General features: G+C 48.0%; 15 protein-coding genes. 5 read left to right on the top strand and 10 right to left on the bottom strand.

The window, feature by feature from the left end; genetic code table 11:
- Window positions 1-120 precede the first annotated feature (120 nt).
- The 8 genes from ACOJUO_RS24490 to purM form a co-directional block, all read right to left on the bottom strand.
- Window positions 121-2,691 (bottom strand): hypothetical protein, encoded by a 2,571-nt coding sequence (locus ACOJUO_RS24490; protein WP_422134492.1) that lies wholly within the window; start codon window positions 2,689-2,691, stop codon window positions 121-123.
- Window positions 2,692-2,739: 48 nt separating this feature from the next.
- Window positions 2,740-4,023, bottom strand: coding sequence for a hypothetical protein (locus ACOJUO_RS24485; protein WP_422138464.1), 1,284 nt, complete (start codon window positions 4,021-4,023; stop codon window positions 2,740-2,742).
- 113 nt (window positions 4,024-4,136) lie between these two features.
- A complete protein-coding gene (locus ACOJUO_RS24480; RefSeq protein WP_422138463.1) occupies window positions 4,137-5,441 on the bottom strand; it encodes a hypothetical protein in 1,305 nt (434 codons plus the stop codon).
- Window positions 5,442-5,539: 98 nt separating this feature from the next.
- Window positions 5,540-6,715, bottom strand: coding sequence for a membrane-bound lytic murein transglycosylase MltC (gene mltC, locus ACOJUO_RS24475; protein WP_422138462.1), 1,176 nt, complete (start codon window positions 6,713-6,715; stop codon window positions 5,540-5,542).
- Between the two features lie 29 nt (window positions 6,716-6,744).
- Window positions 6,745-7,152: a lactoylglutathione lyase gene (gloA, locus tag ACOJUO_RS24470; RefSeq protein ID WP_422134488.1), complete on the bottom strand. Its 408-nt coding sequence runs from the start codon at window positions 7,150-7,152 to the stop codon at window positions 6,745-6,747.
- Window positions 7,153-7,314: 162 nt separating this feature from the next.
- Window positions 7,315-8,067 carry a DUF3108 domain-containing protein gene (locus ACOJUO_RS24465; protein ID WP_422134487.1) on the bottom strand — a complete coding sequence of 251 codons (753 nt, stop codon included), beginning with the start codon at window positions 8,065-8,067 and terminating at the stop codon, window positions 7,315-7,317.
- A gap of 123 nt (window positions 8,068-8,190) precedes the next feature.
- Entirely contained in the window at window positions 8,191-8,856 is a 666-nt protein-coding gene (gene purN, locus ACOJUO_RS24460) for a phosphoribosylglycinamide formyltransferase (RefSeq protein WP_422138461.1), read from the bottom strand.
- 406 nt (window positions 8,857-9,262) lie between these two features.
- The gene (gene purM / locus ACOJUO_RS24455; protein ID WP_422134485.1) at window positions 9,263-10,318 is read right to left on the bottom strand and encodes a phosphoribosylformylglycinamidine cyclo-ligase; all 1,056 of its coding nucleotides are present in this window, start codon (window positions 10,316-10,318) and stop codon (window positions 9,263-9,265) included.
- Window positions 10,319-10,645: 327 nt separating this feature from the next.
- Between purM and ACOJUO_RS24450 the strand changes: the two genes are divergently transcribed.
- From ACOJUO_RS24450 to ACOJUO_RS24430, 5 genes are all read left to right on the top strand, one after another.
- Window positions 10,646-11,719, top strand: coding sequence for a DUF2066 domain-containing protein (locus ACOJUO_RS24450; protein WP_422138460.1), 1,074 nt, complete (start codon window positions 10,646-10,648; stop codon window positions 11,717-11,719).
- A 77-nt stretch (window positions 11,720-11,796) separates the two neighbouring features.
- On the top strand, window positions 11,797-12,864 hold the full coding sequence (locus tag ACOJUO_RS24445; protein ID WP_422134483.1) for an AI-2E family transporter: 1,068 nt from the start codon (window positions 11,797-11,799) through the stop codon (window positions 12,862-12,864).
- A 66-nt stretch (window positions 12,865-12,930) separates the two neighbouring features.
- Window positions 12,931-13,071 (top strand): hypothetical protein, encoded by a 141-nt coding sequence (locus ACOJUO_RS24440; protein ID WP_422134482.1) that lies wholly within the window; start codon window positions 12,931-12,933, stop codon window positions 13,069-13,071.
- On the top strand, window positions 13,071-13,787 hold the full coding sequence (gene hda / locus ACOJUO_RS24435; protein WP_422138459.1) for a DnaA regulatory inactivator Hda: 717 nt from the start codon (window positions 13,071-13,073) through the stop codon (window positions 13,785-13,787). Before ACOJUO_RS24440 ends, hda begins: the two co-directional genes overlap by 1 nt.
- A gap of 14 nt (window positions 13,788-13,801) precedes the next feature.
- A complete protein-coding gene (locus ACOJUO_RS24430; RefSeq protein ID WP_422134480.1) occupies window positions 13,802-15,859 on the top strand; it encodes a hypothetical protein in 2,058 nt (685 codons plus the stop codon).
- Window positions 15,860-15,941: 82 nt separating this feature from the next.
- Here ACOJUO_RS24430 and ACOJUO_RS24425 read toward each other — a convergent pair whose 3' ends face one another.
- Window positions 15,942-16,310, bottom strand: a complete 369-nt coding sequence (locus ACOJUO_RS24425; RefSeq protein ID WP_422134479.1) for a DUF2069 domain-containing protein — start codon at window positions 16,308-16,310, stop codon at window positions 15,942-15,944.
- A 2-nt stretch (window positions 16,311-16,312) separates the two neighbouring features.
- On the bottom strand, window positions 16,313-16,657 hold the full coding sequence (arsC, locus tag ACOJUO_RS24420) for an arsenate reductase (glutaredoxin) (protein ID WP_422134478.1): 345 nt from the start codon (window positions 16,655-16,657) through the stop codon (window positions 16,313-16,315).
- Between the last annotated feature and the right edge of the window lie 368 nt (window positions 16,658-17,025).

Genomic DNA, 17,025 nt, shown 5'->3' with positions numbered 1-17,025 from the left:
AAAAAGTGGCAAAAAAGCGCAGTTTACAGCGAGTAAATGAGCATTTTGAGCCACTTTTTAACGCGGTATCAGCGAAGCGCGGCACTTTTGCGACAGCCTCGAAAGGGCTAGATCAGGCCGTTACTTGTGCATTTTACCTTCTGGATTGCTGAATTCATCGTTATTGAACACATCAACATGTTTGCGTTTTCGATGCATTCTTTTATGACAACAAAGTGCTTGAGCATTGTCACAGATCTTTCCGCATGGTCGCAGTTGGCCATCTTTCCCAATCATCTTTTCGTAACAGGTTTGTTGCCCGGTGTGTTCTCTTCTTTTATGATCCGACAGGGCTTTAGGATTCTTGCAGACCGTCCCGCATAGCTGAGGCTGGCCATCCTTCCTGGTCACTTTTACGTCACAGGTCTGTTGCCCGGTGTGTTTTATTTTTTTGTGATCCGTGAGGGCTCGAGAATTCCTGCAGACCGTTGCACATGGCCGCAGCCGACCATCTTCCCCGGGCACTGCTACATTACAGGTTTTTTGTCCGGTGTGATATCCGGCTTTGTGATCTGACAGGGCTTTACCGTTCTTGTAGATCCTTCCGCATGGTCGCGTCTGGCCATCCTCTCCGACCACGATTTCGGCACAGGTTTTTTGCCCGGTATGGCGTCTTCTTTTGTGTTCTGACAAGACTTGAACACTTTTACAGAGCACCCCGCATGGCTGCGGCTGGCCATCTTCCCCGACCGTGGTTACGTCACAGATTTTTTGCACGCCGTGGTTTCTTTTTTTGTGATCCCGCAGGGTGCGAGCATGTAAGCAGACCTTACCGCATGGTAGCGGCTGACCATCTTTTCCAGCCACGATCGCGTCACAGATTTTTTGCTGATAGTCGTATTTGTTTCTGTGACCCGATGAGTCTTGAGGGTTTTTGCAGACCGTCCCACAGGAATCAGGCTGGCCGTTCTCTCCGACCAGGGTTTCGCCACAGGTTTGTTGCCCGGTATGGTGACTTCTTTTGTGATCTGACAAGACTTGAACACTTTTACAGAGCGTCCCGCACGGCTGCGGCTGGCCATCTTCCCCGACCAGGGTTACGTCACAGGTTTTTTCCACGCGGTGGTATGTTCTTTTGTGTTCCCGCAGGGAGCGAGCATGTAACAAGACTCTTCCGCATGGCTGCAGCTGACCATCCTCTACGGCCACGATCGTGTCACAGATTTGTTGCCCAGAGTGGCATCTGTTTTTGTGTTCCGACAGGTCTTGAGCGTTCTTGCAGACCGTCCCGCATGGACCAGGCTGGCCATCCTCCCTGACCAGGGTCACGTCACAGGTTTTTTGCCCGGTGTGAAATTTGCTTTTGTGAGTCGACAGAGTTGGAGAGTTTTTGAAGATCTTTGCGCATGGCCGCAGATAACCATCCTCTGAGGCCACGATCTTGTTACAGATGAATTGCCTGTGGTGGTGCTTGCTTTTGTGACCCGACAGAGCCTTTTGGCAATGGGCAGTGGCTTCGAGAGCAAGGCAATCATTCTCTGGTATTGCCAGATCATCACTGACTGGTCCGGTAGATGCATTTGTATAGGCAGCCCCTGCGCTCATTGAGTCTAAAGCGAACCCATTCAGGGCGACCTCGTCCAGGGCGACCCCGTCTATAGGGTTGCAGTTATTAGCCGGGTTGACATCAATGTCATGCGCCTCTGTCTTAAATACTTTATCAGAATCAAATACTGGAGTGTCAGGGCAATTACCCAATAACCTGAAAATTGAGTTGTTTTGAGAATATGTAGTGTTTGGAGGATCAAAATAGTCCATGCAAATAAAACAGTATCCATTGACCAAATGAGAGCAAAAGCTATTTTCGGCTATCGAAACTTCTTCGATATCCAGCGTCCGTTCTGCGCGCCCCCCGGGATCGGATAATGGTCGGAATTGACAAACGCCATGACAGGGATGGATGAAACAATTTAAACCCAAAGTATGTGAGTCTTGATGAGGGCCTCGGTTACCGCCCCGATAGTCAGTATTCTGAGGGGCAATAAAAGAGCCTGCAGTGCGGGTGTTGGCTTGCGGAGCTTGCTGGTTGGACGATTCTGACGGCTGGTATTGATGTTGGTCGTGTCCGGAGCCAAACGTTACAGTAATGGCCTGATGCGGATGATCATGACTCGGCGCTTGTTGTTCTATGGCGTTAAACAGTGGTGAATCGGCGCTCCAATAGCTTTGCAAAAGCCAATCGACTAATGCAAGCACTTCTGGAGATAGCCGTGAAAAAGGGGATCTCAAGGGAGTCTTTTTGATGGTCAGGATCAGTTTGTAATCAACCAACATATGAGTGGCGAAAAGCAATGGCCAGGAAATCGACTCAATAAGGGGCGTTTTTACCCCATCACCATCGGGTCTCTGTGGTTTGTCATCGGGCGGTGAACCTGCTTCTGCATAGCCGCTTGAGTCGGTGATGTCTGATGATGAGCTGTGCCGTTCAAGCTTTATAGAGAGGCTCTGTTTTTGAAAGCCTGTATGCTGTTCAAACTCGACCAGCAAAGGTTTTGTCAGTGGTTTGGCCTGACAGATGGCAGGCAATGACAGGAACAGCAAAAATGGTGCTACAAAGAGTGGGTGTTTAATAATTCTATCCTTGCTATCCGGTTTCAGGAAGAAAAAATAGATCACCCTATGAAATAGAGTGTTGCAAAAAACCAGGTTCACATGCTCCAGCTCCGGGGCTCTGGGTTTCTCTCAAGTTGTCGATACAGGTTATTCTTTTCTACATTTCTCAAATTCACTTTTTGCAAATTGATAACCGGGAGCATCAGGAGCATAATAGAGTTCATTAAATAAGTCTTCGGTTTTAATCCTTGCTGACTCCCCAGACGTCCAGTGACCTTCAAATCTATCTTCACTGCCAGTTTGTGTTACTGTGAATAACACCTTACCCCTGTAGTAGACGAGATACCAAGTATCGCTATAGCCATCATGGATTGAGTAGTTACAATTTGAGTCAGTCACTTCCGGACCTTGTGAAATATCGGAAGGGTCAAGATGTTCAAGTAATTCAATGGCATTCCTGAATACCTGAATATCCGGGGTAGGGGATTCGACTTTATAATGCGCATCGTTTTCAATGAGAATAGTTATTAATGTATTCATGTGCTCTATGATTTCTGAAACAATGTCATCTGCTGTTGTGTTTGATTCATCAATTTCGATGTCAGGCACGGCGTTAGCAAGTGACTCAGAATACTCGTCTACTTCCTGTAACCTGTTTTTTTTCGCCTTTTGTCCTGTCGAACTTTCTGTGGAACTCAGCTTCTCTTCCTCACTACTATTGGATGCCTGTCGGAGTTTACAAACGCCATGACAGGAATCGACGTAACACTCCAAACCTAAAGTATGCTGGTCTTGTTCAGGGTCTTCTTTATCTTTGTTACATAAAGACGACAATAGTCTTTTGATAGAACCTGTAACATGGCGGGTTGCCCCTAGGGCTTGCCGACCCGATGATTCTGATGGTGGGTTTTGTTGGTTGCTTTGTTGTTTGTTTTGTCCTGGGAGCGTCATAGTGGTGATCGTAAACGGGTCATCCCGACTCAGTTGATCCATTGGGTTAAACAGCAATGAATCGGGGGTCCAATAGCTTTTTAAAAGCCAGCCGACAGCGACAAACACTTCTTCAGGTATCCATGAATAAGTTTTGCCCCTCAGGGCAGGGTTCCTGGTGTTCAGGGCCCATTCGTATGCAACCAGCACGTTAGAGGCGTAAAGCAATGGCCATGAAATAGACTCAATAAAGGTCATTGGTAGCCCGTAAACGCCAAGTTTGTGTGGTTTGTCATCAGGCGGCAAAAAAACTGCGTAGACATTTGTGTCGGGAAGGTGCTTCCGATTGTCCGGCAATGAAATAAGGCTGCGCTTAACAGAAAAGCTCTGAGTGTTCTGTTTATGCTCGACAACAAAATGTCTTGTTAACGACTCTGCCTGACAGATGGTAGACAAAGGCGAAAGCAACAACATCAGTGCAGCAAAGAACGTTTGTTTCAATGTTCGATCCATGTGTTACTGGTTTTATAGTTGGAAATTCCTGCTGTGTTGTCCATTGCAACGCTTTGGAATAGAGCTGTCTTGATCATCAGCCTTCTTATGCACCTGAACATTCACAGGAGTTGTTTGCAGTTTACCTGACTGCTCTGTTTTTTCCTTTGTTCCTCAAATTCCCTTTTTGCAGATTGGTAACCCGGGCCATCAGGTGCATAATATAATTCATTAAATAAGACTTCGGTTTTAATGCTTACTGAAATCCCACATGTAAGAGCAGATGCAAAGCTTGTTTTATTTGCAGTGCGTATTATAGCGAACAGCATCTTGCCTCTGTAATAGACGTGATAATAAGCATAGCCATCGATATCGTCATCGCTATCGCTATCACCATAGGCATGATTGAGGTGATAGGCATTATAGAAATCAATCTCTGGATAGAGACTAAACGGTTCCAAGTCTGTTGAAATATCGGAAGGGTCAAGTAATTCAAGTATCTCGATGGCATTCTCAAATGTCTGAATATCCGGAGAAGGGGAATTCGCGTTGGCATGCACATCGTTTAACGTGTGATTAAATATTAATCGATTAATGTGCTTTATGATTTGTGAGACAAGCACACCTGCTTTGCTCGCGACTTTTGCGACAGCCTCATGGATCTCTGGTTTAAGGGGATGTTCAGCTAGCTCACTACTATTGGATGATTGTCGGAGTTTACAAACACCATGACAGGAATTGACGAAACAATCTAAACCCAACGTATGCTGGTCTTGTTCAGGGCTCTCATTACCATCGTTAGAGCCAGACGACAGGGTGTTGGTGACAGAGCCTCTGACATGGCTGGTTGTCCCTGAGGCTTGCTGGCCAGATGATTCTGATGGCGGATTTTGTTTGTTGCTTTGTTGTTGGTCACTTTGTTGTTTGTTTTCTCCGGGGAGCGTCATAGTGTTGATCGTAAACGGATCATCCCGACTCAGTTGATCCCTCGGGTTAAACAGCAATGAATCGGGGTTCCAGTAACTTTTTAAAAGCCAGCCGACAGCGACAAATACTTCTTCAGGTATCCATGAATAAGGTTTGCCTCTCAGGGCAGGGTCCCTGGTGGTCTGGATCAGTTCGTATGCAAGCAGCACGTTGGTGGCGTAAAGTAATGGCCAGTAAATGGACTCAATAAAGGTCATTGGTAGCCCGTAACCCCCAGCTTTGTGTGGTTTGTCATCAGGCGGCAATAAAACTGTATAGCCTTTTGTGTCGGGAAGGTGCTTCCGATTGTCCAGCAACGAATTCAGGCTGCGCGTAACAGAAAAGCTCTGAGTGCTCTGTTTATGCTCGACAGCAAAACGTCTTCTTAACGAGTCTGCCTGACAGGTGGCAGACAAAGAGAAAAGCAGCAACAGGAATTTCGCAAAAAACGATCGTTTCATTATTCGATTCGTACATTACTGATTTTGGAATAAGGAAAGGTAGAGCAGGGCAGTGGCAATTCAAGAAAGTAAGTGTGTTTTGCCGTCAAAAACTAAATTCAGACATCACCGTTGTAAAAGTCTTTCTGAGCTTTGGTGACTTTTTTCAGATAGTTTCTTGATTCCTGTCTGGGGTGTTTGCGGGTGAGAGACCAATACGCTTCTTCTGGTTCCATCTCATTGAGGATTTCTATAGCCCGGGTGCGATTGGAATGGAAGGTTTTCAAAACATTGCCTGTTCCACCGTTGTAGGCAGAGATAATAGCGTAATGCTTTACCAGTGGATCTCTGACATTTTTCAGATAGCGGGTTTCAAGAAGGTGCAGATAAGCGGTGCCTGCATCAATATTGTTAAACGGGTTGAAAAGATAGTGTCTGCTGGGCTGTCCACTGCGACGTTTGACCAGCTTGAAAACATCTCTTCCTGCCGTTGATGGGATAATCTGCATAAGACCGTAGGCATTAGCATGGCTCACCGCGTAGGGGTTGAAACTGCTCTCTGTCCTCATGATCGCATAGATCAAACTTTCCTTAATCTTGTATCTTTGCGACATCTGTCGAACGATACCGGCGTATTGATACTGTCTTTTGATCATATGGTCGCCAACCAGATCAAGATCAACAGAGTAAACGGTACCCTTGCTGCTGGCACGAGTGGTTAACTGATGGTCGATCAGGTAGTCGGCAAACTGACTGGCCCGCCACTCCCAGCGTATGGGCTGCCCCTGATGGTCCACGACCTGTCCATAAAGCATGGGCTCTTCCCCGATGGGGACGGCTTTGTCGCTGAACAGGTCAACTTCATCAGGATTGTAAGGCGTCAGCAGGGTGACAATAATCGCTTGTTTCAGGTCTTCTCTATCCAGCGTTTCAACGTGAACCTTGCCCTGTTCGAAGTTAACAAATACCCGGGTGCGGTAATGGTTGGTGTATTTGACGTATTCCTTCCTGCTGGCACTTTTTTCGTCACCCCAGTTAACACGGGCCTCTGTTGACAGAATCCTGACCAGGGCTTCAAAGGCGATTACATCTTTCTGGATACTCTTGACGGCCTTAACCGTTGAGTAGACTTCAGCTGCAGGTCCACCCAACTCTCGAACCACAACATCAGTCGCATAGTTAACAGCTGAATGACTGGAGCAGCCTGAAAGCAGAGGGAACATCAGGCAGAGGGCAGCTATTCTCTGAGTCTTTTTGCTAGAGGTATCGGAAGGTTTTTCAGGATTGTCTGGCATTGACTGGTTCACTTCCCTGTGTTTTTTCCTTATCCCTGAAGTCCCCGGGATGCGCTTTTGTTCTGGATCATTTCGATTTTGTAGCCATCGGGGTCTTCTACAAAGGCGATCTCTGTCGTTCCGCCCTTGACCGGACCCGGTTCACGGGTGATCTTGCCACCGTTGGCACGGATGCTCTCACAGGTTGCATAGATATCATCAAAGCCAATGGCTATATGACCAAAACCCGTACCAGGGTCATAGTCACTGGTACCCCAGTTATACGTCAGTTCAATAACGGCCTGTTCTGATTCATCGGCATAGCCAACAAAAGCCAGAGTGTATTTGTATTGCTCGTTATCGTGCTTTCGAAGCAGTTTCATACCCAGGATATCAGTATAAAAAGCAATGGAGCGATCAAGGTCGCCCACTCGAAGCATAGTGTGGAGAAGTCTCACGGAAAGCTCCTGACATTGAGGTAAAGGAGTGTTGCAACAGAAGCCGCCATTTTATCGGAAACCCGAAGCAACAGACAGCGGGTTCGTTATATCCGTAACACAAAACCAGATAGTCTTTTATGAAGCCTTTGTATCGGGACTGGCTGAGATCCCCCGCAAGATCTATTTGGATGGCTTGGGAGTAATTCCTTTAATCGTTTTGCCATCCAGTTCACCACCTTTGAACTGAATCAGATAGTCTGAGCCGTTTTCTTTCTGATGCAGTTGCACAAGAACATAATCCCAGTCTTTGGCAAACCAGATCCAGGTCTCGCGGTCTTTATCTTCGCGAACCACTTTTACACGGGTCGTATTGAGTGGGCCGGCGGGTGTATTCAGTATTTCATCGGCTTCAATCACAAACCGCCTCTCGTAGACTTCATCATCCTCAACAATCGGGTAAACCAGCTCTTTTTTTCCAGCCTTCAAGTCCAGCCGAAGTTGAAGCTGGTATGAGAGAGGGTCCTGGGCGCCAGATTTAAATGAGATCTTTGATTGTTTCTCAGCCTGCTGCCAGGAGGCTTCCATGGATTTCCAGTCAAATCGGGCAGTTTTAGCCGGTTTGCTACCTATTCCCTTTCGCTCGTACTGGTAATCCTGGGGAAGTGCCTGACCCTTTTGTAGATTGAAGCGACTGGTTTCATCCAGACTGATGGAAGCAATGATGACCGATGCACTGGCCCCAAAATCCAGAACCCACTGGTCGCCCTCTTTTTTCAGACTGCGTGTACCTGAGCCACTGATACCGGAAACTTCCGCTTTATACTCCGCTGTGAATGGCTTTAACGTAGCTTCTGTGGGTTGTGCAATGGAAGGAGTGCTGGCGATCAAAAGGCCAGAAGCCAAAATGGCTGAGACGGTCTTGAAAGGGGTCATCAGGATAATTCCTTTTTAAGGGAATACCTCCTGCCAGGAACAGCGAGGTATTCACAGCTTATGGCCACTCATCAATGAAACCGTTTTTAATGCTCGAATCAACAAGAAAAGTCTAAAACGGAATCAGTTTGCCGTGGCGATACTTTTTTCAGATATACGATATCCTTGAGGGCCAAGCGGCTTTTTGTCAAGTAATATGGCATCGTTCTGGATTGTTATCCGGCCAGAAACAATCCAGTCTATAGCCTTGGGATAAAGGTGGTGTTCCATGACCTTGACTCTCTGTTCAAGCGTCTTCGCTGTATCAACATCAGTGATATCCAGCGTCGCCTGCATCACAACAGAACCACTGTCCAGCTTTTCCGTGACATAGTGAACCGATGTTCCATGCTCTTTGTCACCGGCATCCAGTGCTGACTGATAGGTATTCAAACCTTTATGCCTGGGGAGCAGGGAAGGGTGTATATTGATCAGTTTTCCCTGATAGCGCTTAACAAAAGCACGGCTGAGTATGCGCATATAGCCTGCAAGTACAACCAGGTCAGGTTTAAACTCATCAATACGTTGCACCAGCTCAAGATCAAATGATTCCCGGCTTGAGAAACCTTTGTGGTCAAGGCTAAAGGTGTCAAGCCCCGCTTTCCGGGCTCTCTCCAGGCCATAGGCATCAGGACGGTTGCTGAGCACCCCGACCACCTGATAGCAATACTGTTTCTGCTGATCAAGAATGGCCTGTAAAGTGGTACCACTGCCCGATAGCAATACGACGACTCGATGGTTATCCGTCATTTCCGCTCTCAAGATTTTTATCTGCTTTGGTAAAAGGCTTGAAGAACACTAGCAGCCTGTCGGACTTAAGACTGTCCTACTGCGGTCGCGATAAATTGGTCTAAAAATTCCTGCTCCCTCGTCAAATAGCTCGCTATTCTCCTCGGAATCAGAAATTTTTATCCTCAATTTCTCGCAATCCTCGCTACGGACGCTCAAGTCCGACAGGCTGCTAGGAGCCTGACCGAGAATAGACTGCCCTACTGCGGCGGCAGCAAATTGGTCTGAAAATCCGCTTTTGTTCGTCAAATAGCTCGCTATTCTCCTCACAAAACCGAATTTTCATCCTCAATTTTCTGCCGTCCTCGCTACGGGCGCTATTCTCGGTCAGGCTCCTAGGAAAATGTTGATCAAGCCTTTTTTTACCTTAACGGTAAACGACTTTGTCACCAGAACCTGATTCCATATGACCGATGATGAAGGCCTCTTCACCCAGTTCATTCAGTCTGGCTACGGCCTGTTCAGCCTGTAATTGAGGAACACAGACCACCATGCCAACACCGCAGTTGAAGGTCAGGTACATTTCTGACTGGGCAATGTTGCCCGCTTGCTGCAGATGTTTGAAAACTTCCGGGATTTCCCAGCTTTTGGTGTTAATGACGGCGACACAGCCTTCAGGAATAACCCTTGGCAGGTTTTCAGTCAGACCGCCGCCGGTAATATGTGCCATGGCATGGACTGGCAGTTCTTTCTGGAGCTGTAGTAAGGGTTTGACGTAGATTCGGGTTGGAGCCATCAGGGCTTCAGTCAGTGGCTTGCCATCAACTTCACTGCTCAGGTCTGACTGGCTGACTTCCAGAACCTTGCGGATCAGGGAGTATCCGTTAGAGTGCGGGCCGCTGGATTTCAGGCCAATCAGAGCATCGCCGGCGGCAACTTTGCTGCCATCAATGATATTGGACTTTTCAACGACACCAGTGCAGAAGCCCGCCAGGTCATAGTCTTCGCCCTGATACATACCGGGCATTTCTGCGGTCTCACCACCAATAAGTGCGCAGCCAGCTTGTTCACAGCCTGCACCAATACCGGTAACGACCTGCTCAGCAACGTCAATATTGAGTTTTCCGGTTGCGTAGTAATCCAGGAAGAACAGGGGCTCGGCACCAGAAACCAGCAGGTCGTTGACGCACATGGCCACCAGATCAATACCAATGGTATCGTGCCTGCCCAGATCCATAGCCAGTTTCAGCTTGGTGCCTACACCATCAGTGCCGGCAACCAGAACCGGCTCTTTATAACCTGATGGTATCTGGCACAGGGCACCGAAGCCTCCCAGGCCGCCCATGACTTCGGGACGTGAGGTGGCTTTGGCTACATGCTTGATACGATCAACCAGGGCGTTGCCTGCCTGGATGTCGACACCTGCGTCTTTATAGCTCAGGGAAGAAACAGGGGAATTTGTATCGCGGTCGCTTTTGCTCATCGGAGATGTATCCGCACCGTGGAATCTAAAGTGGATTGATCAGAGCGCGCATTCTAACGTAACCCGAAAAATTCATAAAGCCGCCTGCTATTGCTCAGGTTTTATGGTCGGCCTCCTGATGTTTAAGAAAGATTTTCTACAAAACCAGAAAGTTATGGCAAAATGAAGGGATAATCGGCTCCGGGCGTTTCGTCTGGGTAATTAGTACTCTTTACAAAGATAAGCAGTCTTGTCGGAAGTCGCTGTCATCTGTAAACCGGCCTTTGGCTGTATTGATGTTTATGACGGTTTGTTCACGAAGAGTGCCTGTTTTTGATTCCGGACATTATGTATAAAACATGCAAGCTGGAACGATTGTTCCCTCTTTCCAGACTGATATTCACCCTTCTTTTGGCCCTGTTGTCTATTCAGCTGCCTGCTGCAGAGATGAACGGACTTTATCGTGTCGGCGTACCTGTCACCAGTCAGGGGAATGAGGAAAGGGAAGCAGCCATTAAGCAGGCTCTGTCTGAGGTCCTGGTTAAAGTAACCGGGCAGCGCAGTACCCTCAGTAATGAGGCGGTGTTACAGTCACTTAAGAATGCCTCTGCGCTGGTTCGGAGTTTTGGTTATGAACGCCGTGATACCGGGTCAGGACAGCAACTTTTCCTTCAGGTGCGTTTTAATGAAGCGGCAGTTAATCGACTGCTGCGAGAAAATGATTTGGGGATCTGGGGTTCCAACCGACCAGATACCATTGTCTGGTTAGCCATTGAAAAGCAGGGAGGCAGGCAGATTCTGAGAGAATTGGCAGACTCACCTCTGGTGAATAATCTGGAGCATGTTATGGCTGCCCGCTCATTGCCAGTGACTCTCCCTCTTATGGACTTTGAAGACAGTGCCGCGATTTCTGATGTTGATGTTTGGGGACTGTTTTCGGACAAGTTGGCTCAGGCGTCAAGAAGATATGGCTCTGAGGCTGTATTAGGGGGGCGTCTGAGTGAAATGCGCGGACGCTATAATGGCCGCCTGGTTCTTCTCTTCAAAAATCAGCAGTTTGATGCCACAGTCCAGGACCTCTCTGCAGAAGGACTGGCTCTGGCTATTGCTGATCTTATTGGTAATTCCCTCTCCCGGCACTATGCAGTCATCTCTGGTGGCAGCAGTGTCAATCCGATGCTGGAAGTGGAGGGTATTGACAGCACACAGGACTATGCAGGATTAATTAAATACCTGAAAGGTTTGACGGCGGTGAGGGATGTGATGGCAGTCAAGGTCGGCGGTAATAAAATTCAATTGGAGCTGTTAATTGATGGTACGCTTAGTCAATTATCGGATGCTATTGCCCTGGGACGAAAGATGAGAGCGACTGGTACTGATGAGGTCAACCAGACGTTGCAATACCGTTGGCTGGGAGGCTGACAGGAAGTCAGATATTAAATTCCGGAGTGCGTTTTTTGCATGCACCCTGCAAGGCGAGTTGCAATAGAAGGAAGAAAATGACCAGACAGCAACAGTGGATGCTAGCAGGCATCGTATTGGTTGGCGTAGTGCTGATTAATTTTGTCGGGGCGGTCATGACACCCTTTGCGATCAGTGCTGTGCTTGCCTATTTAGGCGATCCGCTGGTTGATCGTTTGGAAAGACTGAAGCTCTCCCGGTCACTTTCGGTGGCACTGGTTTTTCTGGTGATTTTTACTTTTCTGGTACTGATGCTGCTCATTCTGGTACCGGCATTATTCCAGCAAGTTAAAACCCTTATGCAGTTGCTTCCGGTCTGGGAAGAGTGGCTCAGAATCAATGCCATCCCAAAACTGGTTGAATACACTGGTCTGGACCCTGAGTGGTTTGATATCAGTCATCTGGTCAAGGCGATGGCGGGTGAGTGGCAAAAAGCTGGTGGGCTTCTGGCTCAGCTGGGTCGTTCAGTCACCAGCTCGAGTCTGGCAGTAATAGGTTTTCTTGTGAATCTGTTCCTGGTTCCGGTTGTGACTTTTTACCTCTTGCGCGACTGGGATCATATGATGGAACATATCCGTCTGATGCTACCTGTCAACCTTGAACCTATTGTGGTTGAACTGGCCAGTGAATGCGATGAGGTTTTGGGTGCTTTCCTCAAGGGTCAACTTATGGTCATGCTGGCCCTGGGGTTGATCTACGGTATAGGACTCTGGGCGGTAGGCCTGCAGTTTGCGTTGTTGATCGGACTACTGGCGGGGCTGGTCAGTATCATTCCTTATATGGGGTTTGTGGTTGGTTTCACCACAGCCATCATAGTGGCTATTTTTCAATTTGACAGCTACCTGCCGTTACTTTTGGTGACCGGTGTGTTTGCCCTGGGACAGGCTCTTGAGGGGTGGGTGTTGACACCTTATCTGGTGGGTGACCGGATTGGTTTGCATCCGGTGGCTGTAATCTTTGCGCTGATGGCAGGTGGGCAGATTCTGGGCTTCGTCGGGATGCTAATAGCACTGCCATTAGCAGCCATTATTATGGTACTCTTGCGTCATCTGCATCGAAATTATAAGGCGAGCCACCTGTATAATGCTGGTGAGCCGAGGGAGTAAGGTGATCTATGCCCGCAGCGAACAGAAATTCATTTTGCCATGCCATTCAGACGAGGGATAAGTGAAATGATTTTGTTGCAGCTGTCTCTTGCAGATTCAATCAACCCGCTGAAGCTGGCATTTTTCAATACAAATGCTGCAACAGAGGGTTCGGAATGTCTATCCATTGTTAAGGTTGAGCGGCATTTCCCGCTCAAGGCTATTTAATGTCGTATATGAGCCAGCCTGTGCAATTACCGCTCAGTGTTCAGATCAGGGACGATGCCACCTTTGAAAATTTTTTCAGCGGAGATAATGTTGCGCTGGTCAACATGCTGGATATGGATCAGCAGGTCAGTGGGATAGACTCAGAACAGTTTATCTATCTCTACGGAGCTCCCGGCGTTGGTTGCAGTCATCTTCTTCAGGCTGCCTGTCATCAGGTTGATCGCAGAAAAGGTCGTAGTATCTATCTGCCTATGAAAGAGCTTGTTCACTATCCTTCAAAGCTGCTGGAGGGCATGGAAAGACTGCAACTGGTGTGTGTTGATGATGTGAATGCTGTAGCAGGCATATCAGAGTGGGAAGAAGGTCTTTTTGATCTGTTCAATCGCCTCAGGGATTCCCGGACTCGCCTGCTGGTGGCGGCTGATTGCCCACCCAAAAGACTTTCTATCCTGTTGCCTGACCTGGTCTCGAGACTAAGCTGGGGCCTGGTGTTTCAGGTTCAGCCTCTCAGCGACAGGGACAAAGTGTCGGCATTGCAGCTTCGGGCTCACCTGCGCGGGCTGGATATGAATGAAGATGTGGCCCGGTATATCATATACCGCAGTAACAGGGATATGGGGCATTTATTCAAGATGCTGCAGAAGCTGGACAGTGCTTCATTGAGGGCCAAAAGGAAGTTGACCATACCCTTCGTCAAACAAGTCATGAATTGGTAATCAAGAGAAGAAGTATGCAAACCCAGAAGCCGGCTATCCGGTTTGTGCTCTTTGTCGTTGTTATTCTGGCCATTCTGCTGTTTCTGATTTCAGTGATGCTAATGGTTCCTGGTCGGTATACAGACCAGCTGCTCCAGCAAATAGAAAATCAAACCGGGGTTGAAGTCCTTCCCGTTAAGAAAGAGTACTCTTTCTTATCCGGTAAATTCCTGCTCACCAATCCGGAGCTCAGAATCTCGCCCGGAATTACTCTTAAGTCAGAATCTATGGTTGTCAATGTTGCCTGGACTTCCCTGTGGAAACAAGCCATTGACCTGGATCGAATCGACTTTAAAAAGCCCGGAATTTTTATTGATCTGGCGATCATCGGTCAGAAACCACCCATGCCCAACCTTTATCAATTTCTCAGGGAAACGGAGCAGTTTGTTTTCGAAGACGGATCGATGAGGGTAGTGAACTCCGAACAGACCGGTTCCAGTAAAGTGGTCAGTATTGATTTCAGTAAAATGGAGCTGAAAACCTATCGTCCTGATCAAATAGATGTTGAAGTTGTCAGGGATTCAAGTCACATCAAGTGGTCACTGGGTGGTATTATTGATTTAAAGAAACTGGCACTGTCTGGTCAGTTATCCATTGATGAGCTTCCACTGGCTGATGTTGTCAGCCAGAACTTTCTTGAATGTTCAAATTGTTCGCTGGAAGGCCGCCTTTCGACAGACTTATCTGTTGAATGGTCCGAGGATCACGGGGTGGAACTGACTGGCACGGCGAAAGTGCTGGAGGGTGAATATCGTGATTTGAACTCCGGTCTTGATCTGGGCTGGAAAGAATTATTTGCAGAGGGTTTCCAATTCAGATCCCGGAAAGCTTTTGTCGAAGACCTTTCATTCAGGGGTGGCTTGTTGACGATCAATGGCAGTCCTTTGGAGCAAGTCGCAAAAACGCTTAATCGTTCATTATCCGCTGATGGTTCTGTACCATTCACCGTAAAAAATATCGAATTCAATGGCGCTGTCCAGTCATCCCAAAAGCAGAATCGTAAACTATTCAGTAACAGTCGGGTGGAGCTGGCAGTGATGAATCCGGAACAATTCACCTTTCAGCTCAATGGGCAATGGCTTGAGCGTGTTCCACTCTCTATGAAAGGCAGTGTCGATCTGAAGAATGCAGTAACCTCGAGACTTAACATTGCTGCCAGGGATGTGGATTTGTCTTTGCTGCCTGTTTCAGATCGGTCTGTTGCCGGATATGATCTGGCCGGAAGTCGTGTTAACCTTAATCTTACTTCCTCTGCAGGAGGAGGCAGCAAGGGCAAGTTGACTTTTTCAAAGCTTACAGGCAAGCCTGTCAAGCCTGAGCTGGATATCAATCACGTGAAAGCTTTGATGGCTAACCCTCAGTCCATTATTTCCATAGACGTTACGAATCGCGACGAGCTGTCGCCGCAGGTTGCGGCAGCGGAAGCTACGAGGGAGGCATGGGAGCGTGTGCTGGAACAGCCCCTGCAGTACCTTTCCAGCCAGGCCGGTATCAAGCCAATTTTATCCGGTGATATACAGATGCCGTCGGGTAAGGCTGTGTTGACAGAAAACGACAAAACACAATTGAAGGGCTGGGGTCGAGTGCTCAGAATAAGGCCTGAACTCAGTCTGTCTCTGAAAGCAATAGCCAGCAAGAATAAAGATTGGCCCAGTCTCTCCAGGGCAGAGCTTGAGTCCGATCTGGTTGAACTCTATTCGGCCATCCATCAAACAAAGCCGGGAGAGGTGACAGAGATTCCGGCTGACGTCAGAGGGCATTTGATTGAGCAAATGTATCTCAGGGCCCACAATCGAAAATTACCCGAAGTGGGTGATGCCAGTCAGAGCAAGCGTATCAAAGAGGCAGAGCAATGGCTGTTGATAAACTGGCCAGCGAATCAGGAAAAAATGAATAAGCTGGCCACTGACCGTCTTAATCTGGTTTATGATTTTCTGCGGAATGAAGGTGTCAGCGAGAAACGTATCATCAGCAGTCCACCCTCAACGGTGGAAGAGGCCGGTTCAGCCATCGAAGTTCAGCTGTCCTATTAGAATCGGTTGACGAAAAATAAAGCTCTTGCCAACGCAGGAGCTTTTTTTTGAGAAGAAAAAGGTCGGTCTTTCTGGGAAAGGTTCAGTCAGCGGGCTGATTGTTTAACTGCCCCTGCCAGCGGGTAAACATCATGGCAGATACAAACAGCGCACTGCTGAATGCGGTAATCAGCCATCCATGTATGGAGTTTTTGATAAACCAGGCGTCAAGCACACCGCTGATAAAGTAAAAACAGAGAATGAAGCATAACCAGGCCGATGCCCTTGGCTGTCGCCTGATCAACCCGTAAAGAGGTAGCAACAGTGGAACAATCGTGAAAGACGCAATCATCCATAGCGAATTTTGAGGTGGGTGCAGCCAGAGCACTTTTGCGATCTGCGAAGCTAGCAGGCAGAAGTAGAGTAGCAGGCTCAGCCGATAGCATAGCCTGGCTTTTTGATTCAGGTCCACGATTAAAGGATCTCCAGAACGGATTCTGGCGGGCGACCGACACGCGCCCGACCGTTGCTTACGACGATGGGTCTTTCAATCATTTTGGGGTAGGCAATCATTTTTGCAATTTGCTGCTGCTCTGAAAGTTCCTGGCCTTTGATGTGGTCCTTGTACTCCTGTTCGCCCTTGCGCATCAGTTCTTCGGGGCTCTTACCGAGTTGTTTCAGAATGTCAGTCAAAGCGGCTTCGCTGGGCGGGGTATCCAGGTAAAGCACTACCTCAGGGCTGATACCTTTTGCTTCGATCAGGGCCAAAGTCTGTCTGGACTTTGAGCAGCGGGGGTTATGGTAAATCGTAACGCTCATATGGCTTTGCTCTCGAACTATTTTCATAACAGGCAGTTGTTTCGACAGGCTGGTGCCTGAAGTATTATTTCTGTGATGGGAAGATTATCGTTGAATGGGGTTCGGTGCAATTGAAGTCATGTAGCCCGCAAATATTCTGTAAATTCACACACTTCTAACCAAATCAACCCTATAATTCTCCACCGATTACTGTCAGAGCTGGCTGGTGGACGCAGATCTAACAATAAACCCTTTCCAAGAGTGCCACACCCGAAGAGCGGAGTGAAAAAATTAATGCTGCGGTTGAGGGGATACTGAATGGCTTTCCTCCGGGGCATAAGAACTGATACGCTTCTCTGAGCTGGAGCCTGGCTAAAAATCCTCGGGTC

Source organism: Endozoicomonas sp. ALC020, assembly GCF_049275935.1.
In the GTDB taxonomy this organism is placed as follows: Bacteria; Pseudomonadota; Gammaproteobacteria; order Pseudomonadales; family Endozoicomonadaceae; genus Endozoicomonas_A.
The sequence above is the reverse complement of the archived record's forward strand: the minus strand, read 5'-3'. Positions and strand labels throughout refer to the sequence as shown.